14 protein-coding genes are annotated in these 17,604 nt (G+C 62.0%); all 14 read right to left on the bottom strand.

Going from position 1 to position 17,604, the window contains the following annotated elements:
* Positions 1 to 7: 7 nt before the first annotated feature.
* Positions 8 to 1,807 carry an amino acid ABC transporter permease/ATP-binding protein gene (locus LMG28727_RS12795; RefSeq protein ID WP_201642685.1) on the bottom strand — a complete coding sequence of 600 codons (1,800 nt, stop codon included), beginning with the start codon at positions 1,805 to 1,807 and terminating at the stop codon, positions 8 to 10.
* A 67-nt stretch (positions 1,808 to 1,874) separates the two neighbouring features.
* Complete coding sequence (locus LMG28727_RS12790) at positions 1,875 to 3,197, bottom strand: LLM class flavin-dependent oxidoreductase (RefSeq protein ID WP_201642684.1); 1,323 nt, start codon at positions 3,195 to 3,197, stop codon at positions 1,875 to 1,877.
* Between the two features lie 30 nt (positions 3,198 to 3,227).
* Positions 3,228 to 4,229: an LLM class flavin-dependent oxidoreductase gene (locus tag LMG28727_RS12785; protein WP_201642683.1), complete on the bottom strand. Its 1,002-nt coding sequence runs from the start codon at positions 4,227 to 4,229 to the stop codon at positions 3,228 to 3,230.
* A gap of 134 nt (positions 4,230 to 4,363) precedes the next feature.
* Positions 4,364 to 6,868: a TonB-dependent receptor plug domain-containing protein gene (locus LMG28727_RS12780; RefSeq protein WP_201642682.1), complete on the bottom strand. Its 2,505-nt coding sequence runs from the start codon at positions 6,866 to 6,868 to the stop codon at positions 4,364 to 4,366.
* A gap of 145 nt (positions 6,869 to 7,013) precedes the next feature.
* Positions 7,014 to 7,961 (bottom strand): ABC transporter substrate-binding protein, encoded by a 948-nt coding sequence (locus LMG28727_RS12775; protein WP_201642681.1) that lies wholly within the window; start codon positions 7,959 to 7,961, stop codon positions 7,014 to 7,016.
* 53 nt (positions 7,962 to 8,014) lie between these two features.
* A complete protein-coding gene (locus LMG28727_RS12770) occupies positions 8,015 to 8,563 on the bottom strand; it encodes a GNAT family N-acetyltransferase (RefSeq protein WP_201642680.1) in 549 nt (182 codons plus the stop codon).
* A 579-nt stretch (positions 8,564 to 9,142) separates the two neighbouring features.
* Positions 9,143 to 10,135: a succinylglutamate desuccinylase/aspartoacylase family protein gene (locus tag LMG28727_RS12765; protein WP_201642679.1), complete on the bottom strand. Its 993-nt coding sequence runs from the start codon at positions 10,133 to 10,135 to the stop codon at positions 9,143 to 9,145.
* A gap of 152 nt (positions 10,136 to 10,287) precedes the next feature.
* A complete protein-coding gene (locus LMG28727_RS12760) occupies positions 10,288 to 11,496 on the bottom strand; it encodes a tetratricopeptide repeat protein (RefSeq protein ID WP_201642678.1) in 1,209 nt (402 codons plus the stop codon).
* Positions 11,497 to 11,551: 55 nt separating this feature from the next.
* On the bottom strand, positions 11,552 to 11,983 hold the full coding sequence (locus tag LMG28727_RS12755) for an ExbD/TolR family protein (protein WP_201642677.1): 432 nt from the start codon (positions 11,981 to 11,983) through the stop codon (positions 11,552 to 11,554).
* A gap of 59 nt (positions 11,984 to 12,042) precedes the next feature.
* Positions 12,043 to 12,468, bottom strand: coding sequence for an ExbD/TolR family protein (locus tag LMG28727_RS12750; protein WP_201642676.1), 426 nt, complete (start codon positions 12,466 to 12,468; stop codon positions 12,043 to 12,045).
* A 30-nt stretch (positions 12,469 to 12,498) separates the two neighbouring features.
* Positions 12,499 to 13,410, bottom strand: coding sequence for a MotA/TolQ/ExbB proton channel family protein (locus LMG28727_RS12745; RefSeq protein WP_201642675.1), 912 nt, complete (start codon positions 13,408 to 13,410; stop codon positions 12,499 to 12,501).
* Positions 13,411 to 13,480: 70 nt separating this feature from the next.
* A complete protein-coding gene (locus tag LMG28727_RS12740; protein ID WP_201642674.1) occupies positions 13,481 to 14,194 on the bottom strand; it encodes an energy transducer TonB in 714 nt (237 codons plus the stop codon).
* A gap of 410 nt (positions 14,195 to 14,604) precedes the next feature.
* Positions 14,605 to 16,263, bottom strand: a complete 1,659-nt coding sequence (locus LMG28727_RS12735; RefSeq protein WP_407945844.1) for an ABC transporter substrate-binding protein — start codon at positions 16,261 to 16,263, stop codon at positions 14,605 to 14,607.
* Between the two features lie 170 nt (positions 16,264 to 16,433).
* Entirely contained in the window at positions 16,434 to 17,591 is a 1,158-nt protein-coding gene (locus tag LMG28727_RS12730; protein WP_201642673.1) for a pyridoxal phosphate-dependent aminotransferase, read from the bottom strand.
* Positions 17,592 to 17,604 lie beyond the last annotated feature (13 nt).

Raw genomic sequence — 17,604 nt, 5'->3', positions numbered from 1 at the left:
TCGCCCGTTACAACACCTTGGACAAGAAATCCCGGGTGCGCGGATGAGCCGTGTCGCCGAACACACTCGCCGGCGGACCGGACTCGATGACCCGGCCACGATCCATGAACACGATCGTATCGGCCACCTCGCGCGCAAAACCGATCTCGTGCGTGACGATGATCAGCGTCGTGCCGGACCGTGCCAGCTGACGAATCACGTCGAGCACTTCGTTAACCAGTTCCGGGTCGAGCGCCGAGGTCGGCTCGTCGAACAAAAGAACCTTCGGCTTCAGCGCCAGGGCGCGCGCGATCGCCACACGCTGCTGCTGCCCGCCGGACAACTGACGCGGCCACGCGTCGGTCTTGTCGGCGAGTCCCACGCGTGCGAGCAGTGCATGCGCCTCCGCGACTGCCTGGGCGCGCGGCACGCCCGCCGCCAAAGGCGCCTCGATGACGTTGTCGAGCACGCTCAGATGCGGGAACAGGTTGAAGCTCTGGAACACCATGCCGACATCCGCGCGGCGCCGCTGCAAAATGGCCCTTTCCTTCAGCTCATAAAGCGTGCGGTCCTCACGGCGATACCCGATCAGCTCGCCGTCGATCTCGATGAAGCCGTCGTCGACGCGTTCGAGATGGTTGATCGAGCGCAGCAGCGTCGACTTGCCCGAACCCGACTGACCGAGAATCACGGTGACGCTGCCCGACGGAAACGCCAGCGACACGTTGTCCAGCACCTTCACCGTGCCAAAGCTCTTCGACACATTGCGGATGCGGACCGTGCCGCCGACGCGCCGCTGCGCCCAGCCCGTTGCACCCGCCTCGGCCGCTGCGCCGGAGACACCGGATACACCTTGACGAGCCAGCGCTGCGCTTCGTGCCGCACGCCACCGCCCGAACAGCGCGGCCAGCCGTGACGGCACCACCTGTTCGCGCGTCGCGCCGCGCGAGAAGTACCGTTCGATATGAACCTGAATCGCCGACAACACCGTCAGGATGATCAGATACCAGACCGTCGCCACCATCAGCAGCGGAATCACCTCCAGGTTACGGTGATAGATGATCTGGACCGTGTAGAACAGATCCGGCATCGCGAGGATATAGACGACCGAGGTGCCTTTTGCGAGGCCAATCACGTCGTTGAAGGCGGTGGGCAGGATCGCCCGCATCGCCTGAGGCAACACGATGCGCCGCACCTGGCGTCCACCCGGCAAACCGAGCGCGGCGGCGGCTTCACGTTGCCCATGGTCGACGGAAAGAATCCCGCCGCGGATCGCTTCGGCCGAGAACGCCGCGTGGTTCAGCGTGAGCCCGAGCACGGCGGCGAAGAACGGGCTGATCAGATCGGTAGTCGACTGGTTCAGCAACGCAATGTGCGTGAACGGCACGCCGATCCAGATCGTGTCGTACAGATAGCCGAGGTTGTTCAACAGCAGCAGCAGCACGATCGGCGGGATCGAGCGGAACAGCCAGATGAAAGCCCACGCACAGCCCGCGAGCAACGGCGAGCGCGAGACTCGCGCCAGCGCAAGCGGCGTGGCAAGCGCGAAGCCGAATAGCGCGCTGAGCGCCGTCAGCACGAGCGTACGGCCCAGTCCGTCGAGTACCGGCTGCGCGAATAGCCATTGCGCGAAAACGTCCCAGCCCCAGCGCGGATTACCGAGTACCGAGTTCAGAACAATGCCGATCAGCACGATCGCCAGCACGGTGCCGGCCGTGCGCGCGTGATGCCGCGCCGGGACGATCCGATAGTGCGCGTATTCGTGACCCTCCGCGTCGTCGTTCAGATTGCCTCGTGGGGCCGAACTGGCAAGGTGCGTGTCGCTCATGATCCTGTCCTCCTGCATGTCAAGCCGTGCGTCGGACCGCACGGCGAGCCGTACGGCCCGACATTCCTCATACCGTTTCCGCGGTCGCGTAGCGGCTTTCGCGGCGCGGCAAGCCGAGGTGATCGCGCAACGTCTTTCCGTCGAGCGTGCGGCTGTAGCGACCGCGTGCTTCCAGCACAGGAATCACGTGCTGGACGAAGTCGTCGAACCCTTGCGCCTGTACCGGGAAGCCGAGGATGAAACCGTCGGCGGCACCCGCATCGAACCAGCGGATCAACTCGTCGGCAATCTGCTCGCCGGTGCCGATGAACTGGGTCTTCGGCGTCGCGACGGCCAGCGCGATCTCGCGCAGCGTCGCGCCAGTGCGTTTGGCGTCGGCCTTGATGCGATCGGTCGTGGAACGGAAGCTGTTGGTGCCGAGATCGCCCAGCTCGGGGAACGGCGCGTCAAGCGGGTACTGACTGAAGTCGTGGTGCTCGAAGAAACGGCCCAGATAGGCGAGCGCATCTTCAATCGTCAACAGGTTGCGGATCTCGAGATACTTCGCCTCGGCTTCGGCTAACGTCGCGCCGACAATCGGCCCGATACCCGGGAAAATCTTCACGTCATCGGCGGTGCGGCCGTGCTCGACTGCGCTGTTCCGCACACTGTCGGCGAAGGCTTTGGTTTCTTCCAGCGACGGCGAATGCGTGAACACCGCATCCGCATATTTGCCGGCCAGCGCAATGCCTGAATCCGACGAACCGGCCTGGAAGATCACCGGCTGACCTTGCGGCGAACGCTGGATATTCAGCGGCCCGGCAACCTGGAAGAACTTCCCTTTGTGATCGAGCGTATGCAGCTTGTCCTGATCAAAGAAGCGGCCGCTCTGACGGTCGCGCACGAATGCGTCGTCATCCCAGCTATCCCAGAGTCCCTGCACGACTTCGAGATACTCGTCGGCGATCTCGTAGCGCAGGCCGTGATCCGGATGCTCGCCGCCATAGTTCTTCGCGGAGCCTTCGAGCGGCGACGTCACGACGTTCCATCCCGCGCGCCCGCCGCTGATCAGGTCGAGCGACGCAAACTGTCGCGCCACCGTAAACGGATGGCTATACGACGTGGACAGCGTGCCGGCCAGACCGATCTTCGTGGTCGCTGTCGCGAGCGCAGAGAGAATCGAAATCGGCTCGAAGCGGTTCAGGAAATGCGGAATCGACTGCTGGTTGATATAAAGCCCGTCGGCCACGAAGGCGAACGCGACGCCATTGGCTTCGGCCTTCTGCGCAATACCGGTGATGAAGTCGAGGTTGACGCTGGCATCGGCGGGGCCGGCGGGATGTTTCCACGAATGCATGTGGCCACCCGCGCCATGCAGCATGATGCCGAATGCGAGATTTCGCTGAGTCATAGTCTGGTCCGTAAATGGGGGGAGCTGAGGTCAGGCGTGTGCGATCTGTTCCACACTGGCCAGCGCTTCGACCGTAGCGAGGCGCTGCGCGTAGTCTGTAATCGGAATATCGATCACGAATTCTTCAATGCCCAAACGTTCGTGCAGTGCGTCGAGTTCTGCGCGCACGTCGTCCGCGGTGCCGGCAATCACATGGGGATGCAACTCGGTCAACTGATAGTCGACTACGCCGGTTTGCCGCGCGAATTCGGCTGCTGCCTCGGGGCTAGGCAGATTGACGCTCTGCCCGGTCGGCAGTTGCAGCTTGAAAATACGCAGCGCGCCGACCTGGCGCTGAGCCTCTTCGCGAGACCCGGCTACGAATGCAAACAGCGCGAGAAGCGGCGTGCGCGCCGTGATGTTGCGATAAGCGTCGAGCGAGCGTCTGATGTTGGCTTCATCGCCATTGAAGTGGCCGGCATAACAGAATTGCCAGTCGTGCTGCGCAGCGAGTGTCGCACTGTCCGCGCTGCCGCCGAGCAGGATTCGTTGCGGCGCTTCGGGTGGCAGCGGCAGTGCAATCGCCCCTGCCAGCGGATGATCGGCGGCGACGCCCTGATTCAGGAACGCGTCGAGTTCCGCGAACTGGTGCGCGAAATCCAGCTTCTTTGCCTTGTCATGAAACCATTGCAGCGCGCGCGTGGTGAGTGGCAGCCCGCCAGGCGCCTTGCCGATCCCGAGATCGACACGACCCGGCGCCAGCGAGGCAAGCAGGCGAAACGATTCCGCTACCTTGAATGGGCTGTAATGCTGAAGCATCACGCCACCCGAGCCGACCCGAATTCGCGACGTATGGGCGAGCAGATGGGACACGACAATCTCGGGCGCGGAGCTTGCCAGCCCCGGTGCGCCATGATGTTCGGCAATCCAGTAACGCTTATAACCTAACGCCTCCGCGCGCTGCGCAAGCTTGACGGTGAAGCGCAATGCATCATGCGCATTTTTTCCGTCGGCGATGGGGCTCTTGTCGAGAATCGAAAGTGAATAAGGCATGTCAGGCCGTCCTGGTGCGCACGTAAGTACACGCGAAAACTGGTGAGACTGGTTGAACCGAACCGCTCGTCACATTATCGCTATGAGGGTCCGGCGCCGTTCCAGTAAATCGTTCTATAGATATGAGGAGAACTTCAGAAGACGTAACGCGCGCGCGCGTAATAGAAGCCGCCGTTCACGCCGGTTGAAGACGCATAGCTGTCGTACTGCACACCTTCGAGCTGGGCTTCATAAGGCAGCTTGCTCGGGTAGACGTCGAACAGGTTGTTCGCCCCAATCGCAATCTGGAATTTCTTGGTCACGTCGTAACGGACTTCGACGTCGGTGACGTATCTGGCCGCGCTGTTGAAGTGGATGAACTGCGTCGTCGAGAAAGCATTCGGCCCGACGATGTAGGTCTCCTCACTCGACGTAGCACCGAAGCGCGTCTCATGCAGACTGACGCCCCATTTGTCACGATGCCAGGTACCCCCAAAGATGATCTTGTTCTTCGGTGTGCCTGTCGTGAGCCATGCCACCTGCTGGGCGCTGAGTTCCGGTGCGCCGTTCGCGCCCGTCGCGATATGGGTGACCGAGGTCGTGTTGATGTTCACGCCCAGATCCCAATCCACCTGGCCGTAAGCGCCGAAGCCCGTATGGTAGGTGCCGGTCAGATCGAGGCCGCGGGTGCGCGTGCTGGCGCCGTTGGTGAAGTAGCTCGCCGACACGGCCGACGCCGGGATCGAACTGGGAATAGACAGCCCCGCCGCTTCCATCGCGGCAATCGCGTCCGCCCCCGATGCGGTTCCACCTTCGACGATCCGGTTGCGAATGTCGATCTGATACGCATCGAGCGTCACGTGCATGCCCTGAACGGGGGTCAGCACGAAGCCGAGATTGAAGTTGGTCGACTTCTCCGATTTCAGCGGTTCGGCACCAATCAGCCGGGCGGCCGCCGAGTTGGCGGCGAGCAGACCCTCGACCGACGCCGGCGATTCATTGATATTGCTGTAGTACTCCTCGGCGAGCGACGGCGCGCGGAAGCCGGTGCTGACACTGCCACGAATGGCGAACGCCGGCGTGAAATCGTAACGTGTCGCCAACTTGCCGTTCACGGTGTTGCCCACGTCGCTGTAATGCTCGAAGCGGCCCGCCAGATCGACAGTCCATTTCGGTGCGAGACGGGTCGACAGATCGACATAGGTGCCGAGCACATTACGCGAGACGTCGTTCGCACTGACCGGTGCGAGACCTGGCAACGCCTGGGAGCCGCCGTCGATATACGACGCGTAGTCACCCGCTCCGATCGAATAGGTCTCGCGGCGCTGTTCAACGCCCCACGAAACGTTCAGCGGCGCCGGCAGAACCGGCAGCTGGAATGCCCGCGAGAAATCCAGGTTGTTGGTCAACTGCGTGTTGCTGACCGTGGCCAGGTGGAACGAGGTCGGCGTATAGCCGGTCGCGGCATACAGACCCGTGTTCGCCGAATGAGTCATGCCGATATCGTCATGGTCGCCGCCGTAGGTCGAGCTCAAATCCCACGACCAGCCAAACAGGTTTTGTCCCTTGACGCCGGTGGTGACCGAAAAGTCGTTCTCGCTGATCGTCTCCTGCGGCACGAAGCCGTTCGGATAAATCTCCGGCAGCACCGATGACGGACGAAAGTTCTGATAGGCCTGCGCGTCGCGATGCGCATACGTACCGAAGCCGTACAGTTCGACGTTGTCGCCGATGTAGTAGCCCGCGTTGTAGCCGACCGACTGACGGGTGCTGGCTGGATCGCCGAGCATCGGGTTGTAATAGCCATGTCCCGGCTGGAACGTGCCGAAATAGTCATCGGGCCCCGTGCGCACCGTGTGGTTCTGGCGCACATATTCCGCGCTCAGATCCAGAAATCCTTTACCGCCCAGATTGAGGCCGACAGTCGCCGAGTTGGCGGTTTTGAAACCATCGCCGGCATAGGTCTGCCCGTTCGTGGACTGCAACTCTCCACCGTGCGAGTTCTTCTTCAGGATGATGTTGATCACCCCTGCGATCGCGTCCGAGCCGTACTGTGCGGCTGCACCGTCGCGCAAAATCTCCACGTGGTCGATGAGACCCAGCGGAATCATGTCGATGTCGACGCCCGTGGACCCCTGGTTCGGCCCTGGGTCAAGCGAGATGTTCGCCGTGGAATGGCGACGCTTGCCGTTCACCAGCACGAGCACATGGTCCGGACTGAGGCCGTGCAGGGTCAGCGCATCAGTCAGCATCGACGCGTCGCCGCCATAGGTCTGATGCCCGATCGACGGCGACAGCTGGACCAGCGCGTCACGCAGATTGCTCTGTCCGGTGGAGCGCAAACGGTCACCGGTAATCACGTCCACTGGCGTAAGACTCTGGCTCGCCCTGGTATCGGTGCGCGTCCCCGTCACGACCACCGTGTCCTGCTGCACGGTGTTGACCGGTCCGGACTGCTTCGCGACCGGCGTTGCGGCACCTGCTTTTGACGGCGCGGCTGCGGGCACCGCCACGGTGTCGCTTGCACCCGTCGGCGCGGCCGCGCCCTGTGCCCATGCCGCGCTGTTGCAAGTGATCGCCAGTACTGCAGCCGACAACACTTTCCTGCGGACCCCGATGATGGGTTGATCGACCCCATTCTTCCTGTCTTTACCGCGCATTGATTAATCCGTTGGTTATATTTTGAACGCAATGCTCCGCCACACCGGCCGGCAAGCGCCCTGTGCGGATCTACTTTTCAGTGATACTGACGATAGAGACCAGACTCGATCGAGGCGGCGACATCCGCCTCGATGACTGAGTGACTTAGCTCTTTGGCAATCCCGGAGGATTTGTTCTGGACTGATCGATCGCTTCGGAGCCGAGGCTCCAGCGGTCGAGAACCTGAGTGTATTTGCCGCTGTGGATAAGGTCGTTGAGCAACAGCGTCAGCGGCGCTGCCAGCCCACTACCCTTGCGCGTCGTGATCGCGACGTCGGCCATGATCGGCCAGCCACCGCTGATGGTGCCAACCGAATGGATATCCTTTTTCAGCGCAGCCGTGTACGCGAGCGCGGAGTTGACGCTCAGGATCGCGTCGGCCCGTCCGGAGCGCAGCGCCACGTCCCGCACCGCGATGTCGTCGTAATACTGAACCTGCACCGGCTTCAGGCCGTGCGCGACATTTTCCTTGTCCCACGCGAGCAGGATCTTTTCCTGGTTGGTGCCGGAGTCGGTAATGATGCGCAGACCTGCGACGTCTTTAGGTTCCCGAATGGCTTTGATCGGACTCGAATTGGTCACGTAGAAACCGAGTACGTCGCGCCGGTAAGTGGAGAAGTCGAACTTCTGCTTGCGCTCTTCGGTAACGGTCACGTTCGACAACACCGCGTCGACCTTGCCCGATTGCAGCGCGAGCGGCCAGTCTTCCCATGCGAGCACCACGATCTTCAGCTTGCGCCCCAGACCGTCAGCCACCACTTGCGCGAGATCCGGGTCGAAGCCGACCACCGTCTTGTCGTCGGACGCGTAGGTATCGAGCGGGGGCCAGCCCACGGTCATGCCGATCACCAGTTCGTCTTTCGACGCAAACGGAAACGTGCCGGGCACGGCCTTGATTGCCGCGGCGTCTGGGGTGGTTCGGATCCGGTCGTGCTGATCGGCGCTCAGATTCAAGGTGGCCGTGTTCGCCGCGAGCACAATGCCTGCTGCACCCATTGCCATTGCGATGATCGTTCCGGCCACCGCCGCGCGGATTGCCCTGCTGTGCTTCATGACTGTAGATTCCCTGTGGATTGAGTGATTTGCTCGATGTACAGCGAGAATGACTAGCGCTGGCCAAGCGGTTCCGGCTGAACCAGATCGTGTAACGAATCAACGCGGCCCGGCTCCAGCAGATCCTTGCCGAACGGAAGCCGAAAATGAATCTCCGGCGCGATCGACCGGTCGAATAGCGGCTCATAACCTGAACTGCCATAGAGGCCTGCCGCTTCGGGCTGCCTGAAGCCAGTGGTCAGATAGACCCGGCGATACCCCTGGCGCAGCGCGCGCGCCTCCAGTTCCTGCAGAACGCGGCGAGCCAGTCCCTGGCGCCGCTCGCTGGCATGCGTCCAGATACGTTTGAGTTCGGCCGTGGTCGAGTCAAAGCGTTTGAATGCACCGCCGCCCACCGTTTCGCCGTCGCGCACGATCACGATGAACGCACCCTCTGGCGGCGCAAACAGACTGGCGGGATAGCGCGCCATCTCATCACTGCGGGCGGTGGCACCGGCCGGACGAAACTCGCGATAACGCGTCGTGTATTCGATCTCCAGCGCGTCGAGTAGAGGCTGCGCGATGGGATCCAGTGGAGTGGTATCAATTATTTCGTAGGTCATCGTGCATGGAGGGATCTCTGCAGTCCCTTCGGTCCTGTCGTTTAATTTCTGGCGCGTCTTATTGATTGCCGCGAAACCGTAGTGAAGGTAACAGACCGATCGTTCGAAACGAACCAAACAATTCTGAATTGTTATTCGATAAAATTGTTATTTGAAATTTACGTCAGGATTGACGCTATAACGGCAGAAGAGCGGCAGCGCATGATGTATGCGTGATTAGAAATGCATGACGTCGATTTATTTCATCATGCTTTCGTGCGACCTCTCCATCCACCCGAGGTCATGCTTGAAATGCCTGCTATGTAACGAGAATCCAGTTTTATCGCGAAATTTCAGATAGCCAGATTATTTCTAATTGCTTTCAAAGCAATTAGGCCAGCGGCATTGTTATGCAATGAACATTGCTGGCTTTTATTCCAGTCAAGCATGTAAATTTGCAAAGTAACGGCATTCGATCCATTTAGAATTTTTCTTATCCAGGATCGACACCGTCATTAACCGCGCTGAAATGGAATACGCATTGCCGGTTAAACGCGTGATCGTCCAGGATAGCGACAATCCATTTGCGTCGCGCCGCCGTCAGACCGGTTCGGCGAGATGGAAAAGACAATCGCCACGCTCCACGGCGGCCGGTACGCGCTTGCAGACCACCGTGCCCGCATCGGCGAAAAAGGTTGTCACGGGTTCACGCAAAGGCGTGTCCGGAAAGTGGATACGCGCTGCCGGCTGGCCAGCGTGAACGATGTCGCCCAACTCGACTAGCGGCTCGTAGACGCCGCGATCGTACGCATACACATAATGGCGTGCGATAGATACCCTGAAGAAGCGCGTCTGCGCAGGCGGACCGTCCGGTACGAGCGGCCCGTTCAGCAGTCCGATGAAGCCGAACAGATTCAGCAGCCCCTGTCGCGCATCGCGCAGCAACCGTGCCTGCACGGTGCCTCCGCCGCCGAGTTCCGCGAGGATCGACACAGCCCCCTGGCGACGCGCCGCCGTTGCGGCATGCACCGGATTCTCCCGGTGCAGAAACGCACGCGGCAATCCAAAGGCCGCGAGCAGCGACTTGAGCCGTTGTTCCTCGCCGGCATCGCGCGGCTCGATGGCTAGCATGTTGGCGCCGTCATAGAGCAGCGAGCTGCCACCCGAATGCAAATCGATCAGATAGTCGGCGCGCGCGAGCAGCGTGTGTTCGATGTAATCCGCAATCGCGGCGGTCGGCGTGCCTTGCGAATCGCCTGGAAAACTGCGGTTCAGGTTGCCGCCATCGAGCGGTGAGGTTCTCAGACCTGCGGCCGCTGCGGGGAAATTCGCCATCGGCAGGAAGATCAATTGCCCGCGTACCCACTGCGGCTCGATCTCGCGGATCAGGCTGGAAACCAGTACCTGTCCTTCATATTCGTCGCCGTGGTTGCCGCCCATCAATAGCACGACGGGCCCGTCGCCGTTGCGCACGGAGGCGATCGGAATCGGGATCCAGCCGTACGCGGAACGATGAACGGAATGCGGCAAACGCAGATAGCCGACGTGACGTCCGTCGGCATCCAGATCGATTTCGTTGTAGATGCTAGTCATGGGTTTCCTTCGGGACGTGGGATAACCGGTCGACCCGGCAGCTCATCGGGCGCACATCGGACGTTCATCGCACGAACAGTCCAGCGGACAGGCGTCAGCTTATCGCCAGATGCGCGTCCGTGGCCGGCACCGGCACAACCTCGGGCGATAACTTACCCGCCCCGTTTATCCGCGACGAGCGCCCACAGGCGTGCGAGATCGGCGGAACCGTCATCGCCCTTCACGCTGCGGAACACTTGTGCCGCGCGGGCTTTCTGTCCCGCGTAATAATAGGCTTCGCCCAGGCGAAGACGCGCCGCCTCCGGATGCGCGTCCCCCTTGCCGATCGCCGCATTGATTCCGTCGATGCCCTGCTGCGTTTGTCCCGCGAATACTTGATTGAACGAGCCGTCAACAGGATCGACCGGCAGGTTGTTGCCGTCGTTCTGCCCTTGCAGCCGCCGGACCACCAGCGCCTGCAAACGCTTCTCACGTTCAGCCTGCGCATCGTGGCCGAGCACGCCCGACGCGAAACCCTGGTCGATCACCTGCTTCGCCTCGGCGGGCAGGCCAGCCACGAGCGACAACTGGGTCATCTCCATGAACTGGTCGCTGCTCGTCAACGTACCCGTGGCGCGACGCAGACGATAAATGTCGAGATCGAGCGGCGCAAAATAGCCTGGCTTGCTGCGCACGGTATCGAACAGCCGCTCTTGATAGGCCGGGCCCGGATAGTAGGCAACCAGCGCGGCCAGCGCTTCGCTCTGCGCGGCGGTGTCCCGGGTCTTCTGCCCGCACTCGGCCAGTACTTGAAGTTGCGATTCGGCGGGCGCGTGGCCCGACTTCAACGCGGTGTCGATGGCTGGCTTCAGCGTGGCGACGAGATTGCCGCAGTCGCCTGAGAGGAAATAGGATTGCAGCAGGAGTTCACGCATCTGCGGGTCCGTGCCGCCCGCTTTGTCGTACCGTTGCGCGGTGCGAATCGCCGCGGCGTAGTTCTTCTGCTGGAAGTAGACGCCCGCGAGGGCCGCCGAGAATTGCTGCACACCCGCGCCGTCGAGCTGGCCCGTCGCAAGCAATGCCTCATACGCTTGCGTCGCGGCGCCAGGGTCGCCGCCCGCTATCGCGGCCGCGCCCTGCATCTCCTCGATGACGCGCGTCTCGTACGCGGTCTTGCCCGGTACCGCCGCGGCCTGCGCGATCCGCTCCAGCGCGCCGCGATAGTTGTGCGCGCGGTACAGGTTCTGCGCGTCGTTCAACGGCTTCGCCACTTCGGGACGCAATGCCTCTGCGCAATGAGCCACACCGGGAATCACGGCGAGCGACATCGCACCACTGAGCGCAGCCGCTGCCGCCGCACGCTTCACACTACGTAGATTCATTCTGCCTGGGTCCTTGCCTGATCGAGAGGTTTGCCGCACCAGCGCTCACGCGCGCTCAGTGCATATACTGTTCGTTGCCGATCAGCCCGATCTTCGTCGCCCCTTCGCGCTGCGCGGCGGCCAGCACGGCGGCTACGTCCCGGTAAGGCGCGAGCCGGTTCGGCAACAGATGAATTTCCGCCTGATCCGGTTGCGCCGCGACCTCGGCCATGTGTTTGTCGAGATCGGCCGCGCCTGCGACCGGCGCACCGTTCCACGTGATCGTGCCGTCGAAATCGATATCGACCTGCACGACCGGCGGCGGCACCGCTGGCGGCGGCGGATTACCAACCGGCAAATTCATCTTCACCGAATGCATCTGGATCGGAATCGTGATGATCAGCATGATCAGCAACACCAGCATCACGTCGATCAGCGGCGTGGTGTTGATGTCGACCATCACGTCCGGCTCGCCGTTGCCGCCACCCGAAGCTACGTTCATCCCCATCGTCCACTCCTGTCGACCGGGGCTGACGCTTCAGCGCCATGCCCCGGCTCCCTGCAAAGTTAGCCGCCGCGCGCAGGCGGCTGCGTTATAAACGACACCTTCGAGATACCCGCGCGCTCGCAGGCCGTCACCACGCGGCCGATCGCCTCGTAGCGGGTGGTCTGGTCGCCGCGCACGTGCACCTCCGGCTGCGGCGCCTTCACTGACGCAAGCTTCAATCGTGCAAGCAGCGTCGGCGCATCGACCCGCTTTTCATTCCAGAAGAAGTCGCCGTCCTTGTTGACCGCGATCTCGATGCTGTCCGGCCTGGTCTGCAATGGGTTGACCGTTTCCTTGGGCAACTGCACCGGCACCGTGTGCGTGACGACCGGAATCGTGATCAGAAAGATGATCAGCAGCACCAGCATCACGTCGACGAGGGGCGTCGTGTTGATGGCAGCGATGACTTCGTCATCGTCGCCGTCCTGTTTTACGTTTATGGCCATGACTTCTCTCTCTGGCTATGCCGCGTTTGCCTAGCCCGCATTCGCGACTGCGCGCACCCGGCGCTTCGTGCCCGGCAGCAATACCGTGTGCAACTGTGCGCCAAACGCCCGCACGCGCTCCATCACCGACTTGTTGCGACGGACCAGGAAGTTGTAGCCGAGCACGGCGGGCACCGCGACGGCGAGGCCGATTGCCGTCATGATCAGCGCCTCGCCGACCGGTCCGGCGACCTTGTCGATCGACGCCTGCCCGGCAATGCCGATCGCAGTCAACGCGTGATAGATCCCCCACACCGTGCCGAACAGGCCGACGAACGGCGCAGTCGAGCCGACCGTGCCGAGAAACGCGAGCCCATCCTGCAAGCGGTTCGACACGCTGGTAATGGCACGCTCGATCGACACGTCGATCCACGTATTGCGGTCGACGGCTTCAAGCAATGCCTCTTCGTGATGTTCGCCCGCATCGATACCCGCCTGCGCGATGAAACGGAACGGCGAATTTTCGTCGAGCTGTGCCGCGCCCTGGGCGAGCGACGGCGCGTCCCAGAGCTGCTCGTCGGCCGTCTTCGCGCGGCGATTCGCACGCAATTGCTCGACGAACTTGGTGATCATGATGTACCAGCTTCCCATCGACATCAGCACCAGCAGAATCAGCACGAAGCGCGCGACAAAGTCGCCGTTCGCCCACAGCGCGCTGAGACCGTATGGGTTGGTCACTTCGGTGCTCGTGGCGGCGAGCGGCGGCGGTGCCGGCTGGTCGGTGGCACCCGTCTGCGATGGGGTGCTGGATTGAGCCGCGTTCGACGTGCCAGCCGTCGCCGGACCCGTGGCCGTGGGCGCGCTCGACTGGGCCCAGACGGCTTGTGGAACAGCGACGAAGCTGACGGCCGAGGCCGAGATCAACAGGCTGGCCACCGCGGTGGCGAGGGAACGCTTTTTCATAGATGCTCCAGATGTTGCAGTCATCGGTATCGAAGAGTGGGACGGGCAAGCCCGGTTGCACACACGGTAGTCAGTTCAGGTTGAACGCGAACGGCACCTGGACGCGCACCGGCTGCCCTTGCGAAATACAGTTGAACTTCTTCACGGCGACGAAGGCCGCGTGATCCAGAATCGGGTCGGCGGACTGCTCGACTTTTTCTTCGGTCACGTGCCCTTGCGGGTCGACAACAAAAGAGATCGTCACGTCGCCGGTAATGTTGTTGTCCTGTGCTTCCTGCGGATAGCCCATTGAACGGCGGATCTCGTCCGAGTTCGGACACACCACCCCGACCGCGTGACTAACCGGCTGCGCGGGAGCCGGCGGCGCGACCGGTGCGGCGGGCGCTGGCTGCGGTGCAGGCGGCGTCGGCGACGGCGTGGCCTGATGCGTGATGGTCGGCGCAGGCGGCGGCGCGACCGGCACTTCAGGCGGCGGCACGAATGGCGGCGGAGGCGGTGTGAATTTCGGCGGCGGCAGCTTGACGACCGGCATGGGCGGCGGAGGCGGCGGCTTGACTGGTTCGATGATCTTCGTCTCGATCGGCTTTTCGACGATCTGCACGACCTTGTTCGCGAGTCCGTTTGTCAGCGCCCAGATGAAAAGGATGTGCAGCAGCAGAACCGCAGCGATGCCGGCATAGCGGCGTACCGGATTCTGCGGGCGGCGGCCAAACTGCGGCGGACGCCCCACCGCTCCCGTCGATCCCACCGACCCGGATGGCCTCGAAATTATCTCTGCAGACATACATCACTCCGATAACTGTAGCCCGTGCTGCCCGCGATTGCCCTGCTAGCTATCTGTTACGCAGGGTCTCGCTATTCGCAATGAGTAAAAGCGGGAGGCGTGCTCCAGATTCCACTTCTGCTGGAGAGCAACACAATTGAGGTGCGTACGTTACCGAGATCGGGTAGTTCAGTGAACAAAGAAATTCATCTTAGGATTTCTGCCAATCCATCAGATCGAAGTGATCTTTTACTCATGTGATTGGCTGCGCTGCTAGCACTCGTCGCTGACTGAATGGCCTGGGCGAATATCAGCGAAACGAGGCGTGTATAGCGACACGAACGGCACCCGGCTGTCCAGCGGGAGACGCGTGGCTTGCGAAGCGCGACGACGCCGGCGCGAGGTGCGCCGACGCTTCGTCGACATCATGCTCAATCGAGCGAAACCCCATCGAAACGGTGACTCCCCAGCGGTGAAAACACCAGCCCCTTCACGCGTCGGGAAGCCGGCAGCGAGACGATCGAATGAGCGATCGGGGTATAAGGCACTTGCTGCTTGAAGATAACCTGAGCCTGCTCGTACAACTGGGTGCGCGTCGCGAGATCCGAACTCTCGCGTCCTTTGACGATCAGCGCGTTGAAGGCCGGATCGCACCACTTCGAGAGATTGCTGCCATGCACTGCTTCGCAACCGAGCAAGGTGCCGAGCCAGTTGTCCGGATCACCGTTGTCGCCCGACCAGCCATACAGAATTGCGTCATGTTCGCCGCCCTGCTTCGCGCGCCGGTTGTACTCACCCCATTCGTAACTGACGATCTTCGCGCGCACGCCGATGGTCGCCCAGTCCTGCTGGATGAGCTGAGCCATCAGTTGCGCGTTCGGGTTATAGGGCCGCTGTACCGGCATCGCCCACAGCGAGATATCGAAGCCGTTCGGGAATCCCGCTTTTGCCAGCAGCGCCTTCGCTTTCGCGGGATCGAACGGGGCGTCTTTCAGCTGTTTGTCGTACGACCATTGCGACGGCGGCATCGGGTTGGTCGCAACGGTCGCGTTGCCTGCGAACACGGCCTTGATGATAGCGGGCTTGTCGATCGCCATATCGAGTGCCTGACGCACTTCAACGCGATCGAGCGGGGTGTGCTGCGTGTTGTACGCAACAAAGCCGACGTTAAAACCCACCCCGGACACCAGCGTCAGGTCCGGATTGCGCTTGACCACCTCCAGATCGGCGGGACGCGGAAACACCGACACCTGGCACTCCCCGCTCGCCAGTTTCTGGATGCGCACGCCCGGATCAGGCGTGATGGAAAAGATCAGATGCGCGAGCTTGACCTCACCCGGGCGCCAGTAGTTCGGATTGCCGTCGTAACGGATGAGCGCATCTTTCTGATAGGAGCGGAACACGAACGGTCCGGTGCCGACCGGCAACTGGTTGATGTCGGCCTCACGATGTGCGGCGCTGAGTTGCGCGGCATATTCGGCGGACAGGATCGACGCGAAATTCATCGCGAGATTGCGCACGAAGATGACGTCCGGCTGCTTCAGCTGGAAGCGCACCGTATAGTCGTCAACCTTGTCGATGTGCTCAAGGTTCTTGTCGAAGCCCAGGTCGCTGAAGTACGGGAAACTGGTGGGATAGGCCTTACGGAATGGGTCGTCCGGATTGAGCATGCGGTTGAACGTGAACAGCACGTCGTCCGCGTCGAATTCGCGGGTCGGTTTGAACCACGCCGTGGTGTGGAACCTGACACCGCGCCGCAGATGAAACGTATAGGTGCGTTGATCCGCGGAGACGTCCCAACTCGTGGCGAGCGCCGGCTCGGGGTCGAGCGTGCCGCGATGAAATTCCACCAGTTCGTTGTAGACGGTATTGCTGCTGGCGTCGAAGTCGGTGCTGGTGGTGTGCTGGCCGGGATCGAAACCGGCAGGGCTGCCCTCGGAGCAGAACACCAGCGTTTTGGCATCGGCTGCGCAGGCGGGCGCGGACATCGTCGACGTCGCCGCAGCCACACCTAGCGATGCTGCGCACAGGGACGTGCGCAACGCGCGGTGCAACGCCGGCATCGAAGTCCGGAAAGAACGCTTGATCATGATCGGTGGAAATGAATTCGGAGAGGAGGAATGACTCGCCGCAGATTCTGGTTCCAACGGCACGCGCGCACTACGAATCAATCCGCAGATGAATATGCGAAATCGAGCTAAGGGAGCTTGCTGACCGACCGGTCGTCATTGCAATGGCGATGCGTCGGGCGTTATGCCTCTCACGTTTGCCACGAACACCTGATGCGTTCCCGGATGTCCTGCAAGCGCGAAACGGATTCGTTCGCGAATACGAAGCGCAAATATCGGCTTGCCGTGGGTCCCCAATCTGTCATCGGGGTGGCGGCAATCTTGCCGCGCTCGAGCAGTAACTTCGCCGCCTGTGCAGGTTCGATGCCCAGGCTTCGGGTGTCGATCAGCATCGACCAGCCGCCGTGAGGACGCACCAGCGGCAGGTCGTGCAGCGCGTCCATCAGAAAGTCACGCCGGGTCTGCCACTCCGCTGCCGCTGCTGCTACACCATCGTCGGGTGCGGTAAGGGCGGCCGTGGCGCCGTCCATCGCAATGCCGACCTGACAGACGACATTCGACAGACTGGTCAGGCGTATGTCATTCATGATCGGTTCGGGGCCGACGATCCATCCCACGCGCCATCCGATCATCCGGTATTCCTTCGAAACCGAACCGACCGTGATGGTGAGATCGCGCATGCCCGGCAGGCTGGCAGGATGGACGACGCTACGGCCGTCGAACAGGATGCGTTCCATAGCTGCGTCGTAAAGGAGCCATAGGCGGCCGCGCTCGCAATGCCCCGCTATGGCCTGCCATTCCTCTCGCGATGGGACGTAACCGCTCGGCATGGAAGGCGACATGATCAGCAGGGCTTTGGTGCGCGGTCCAATTGCCGCGGCAAGGCTATCCAGGTCAAGACGCCAACCGTCGGCACCAGGTCGGAGTTGTGCGAACCTCGGTACGCCGCCGGCGAGACGCACGCGATTGATCAGGCCGGCGTAGGTCGGATCGGTCAGCACGACTTCATCACCCGGGTCGATGATGGACAGGAGGACGTTCAATATCCCGCTCAGGCCGCCCGCTGAGACGATGCATTCGTTCGATGCTTCGTAGGTCGCACCTGCGGCATCTCCGACGCGTGCGGCGGCCGCCTCGCGCAAAGACTGCAAGCCGGTAAATGGCAGATAGCTGTTCGCCGCGTCGTCGTCGATCGCCTCGCGCGTGCGCGCCAGCGCCGCGGCAGGCGGGCGCAGGTCGGTGTCCAGATTCTCAAGCCTTAAAATATCCGCGTCGCCCAGCGAGTCCGCTGCGTCGCCCATTTTGTCGACGCCAATGCCGGGAATTCCTTGCAACCTTGCTACTGTCATATCGGCCTCCAAG

The sequence above is a fragment of the Paraburkholderia metrosideri genome (assembly GCF_904848625.1).
GTDB classification, from domain to species: domain Bacteria; phylum Pseudomonadota; class Gammaproteobacteria; order Burkholderiales; family Burkholderiaceae; genus Paraburkholderia; species Paraburkholderia metrosideri.
Note: the sequence above shows the minus strand (reverse complement) of the source record. Positions and strands in the feature narration are given on the sequence as shown.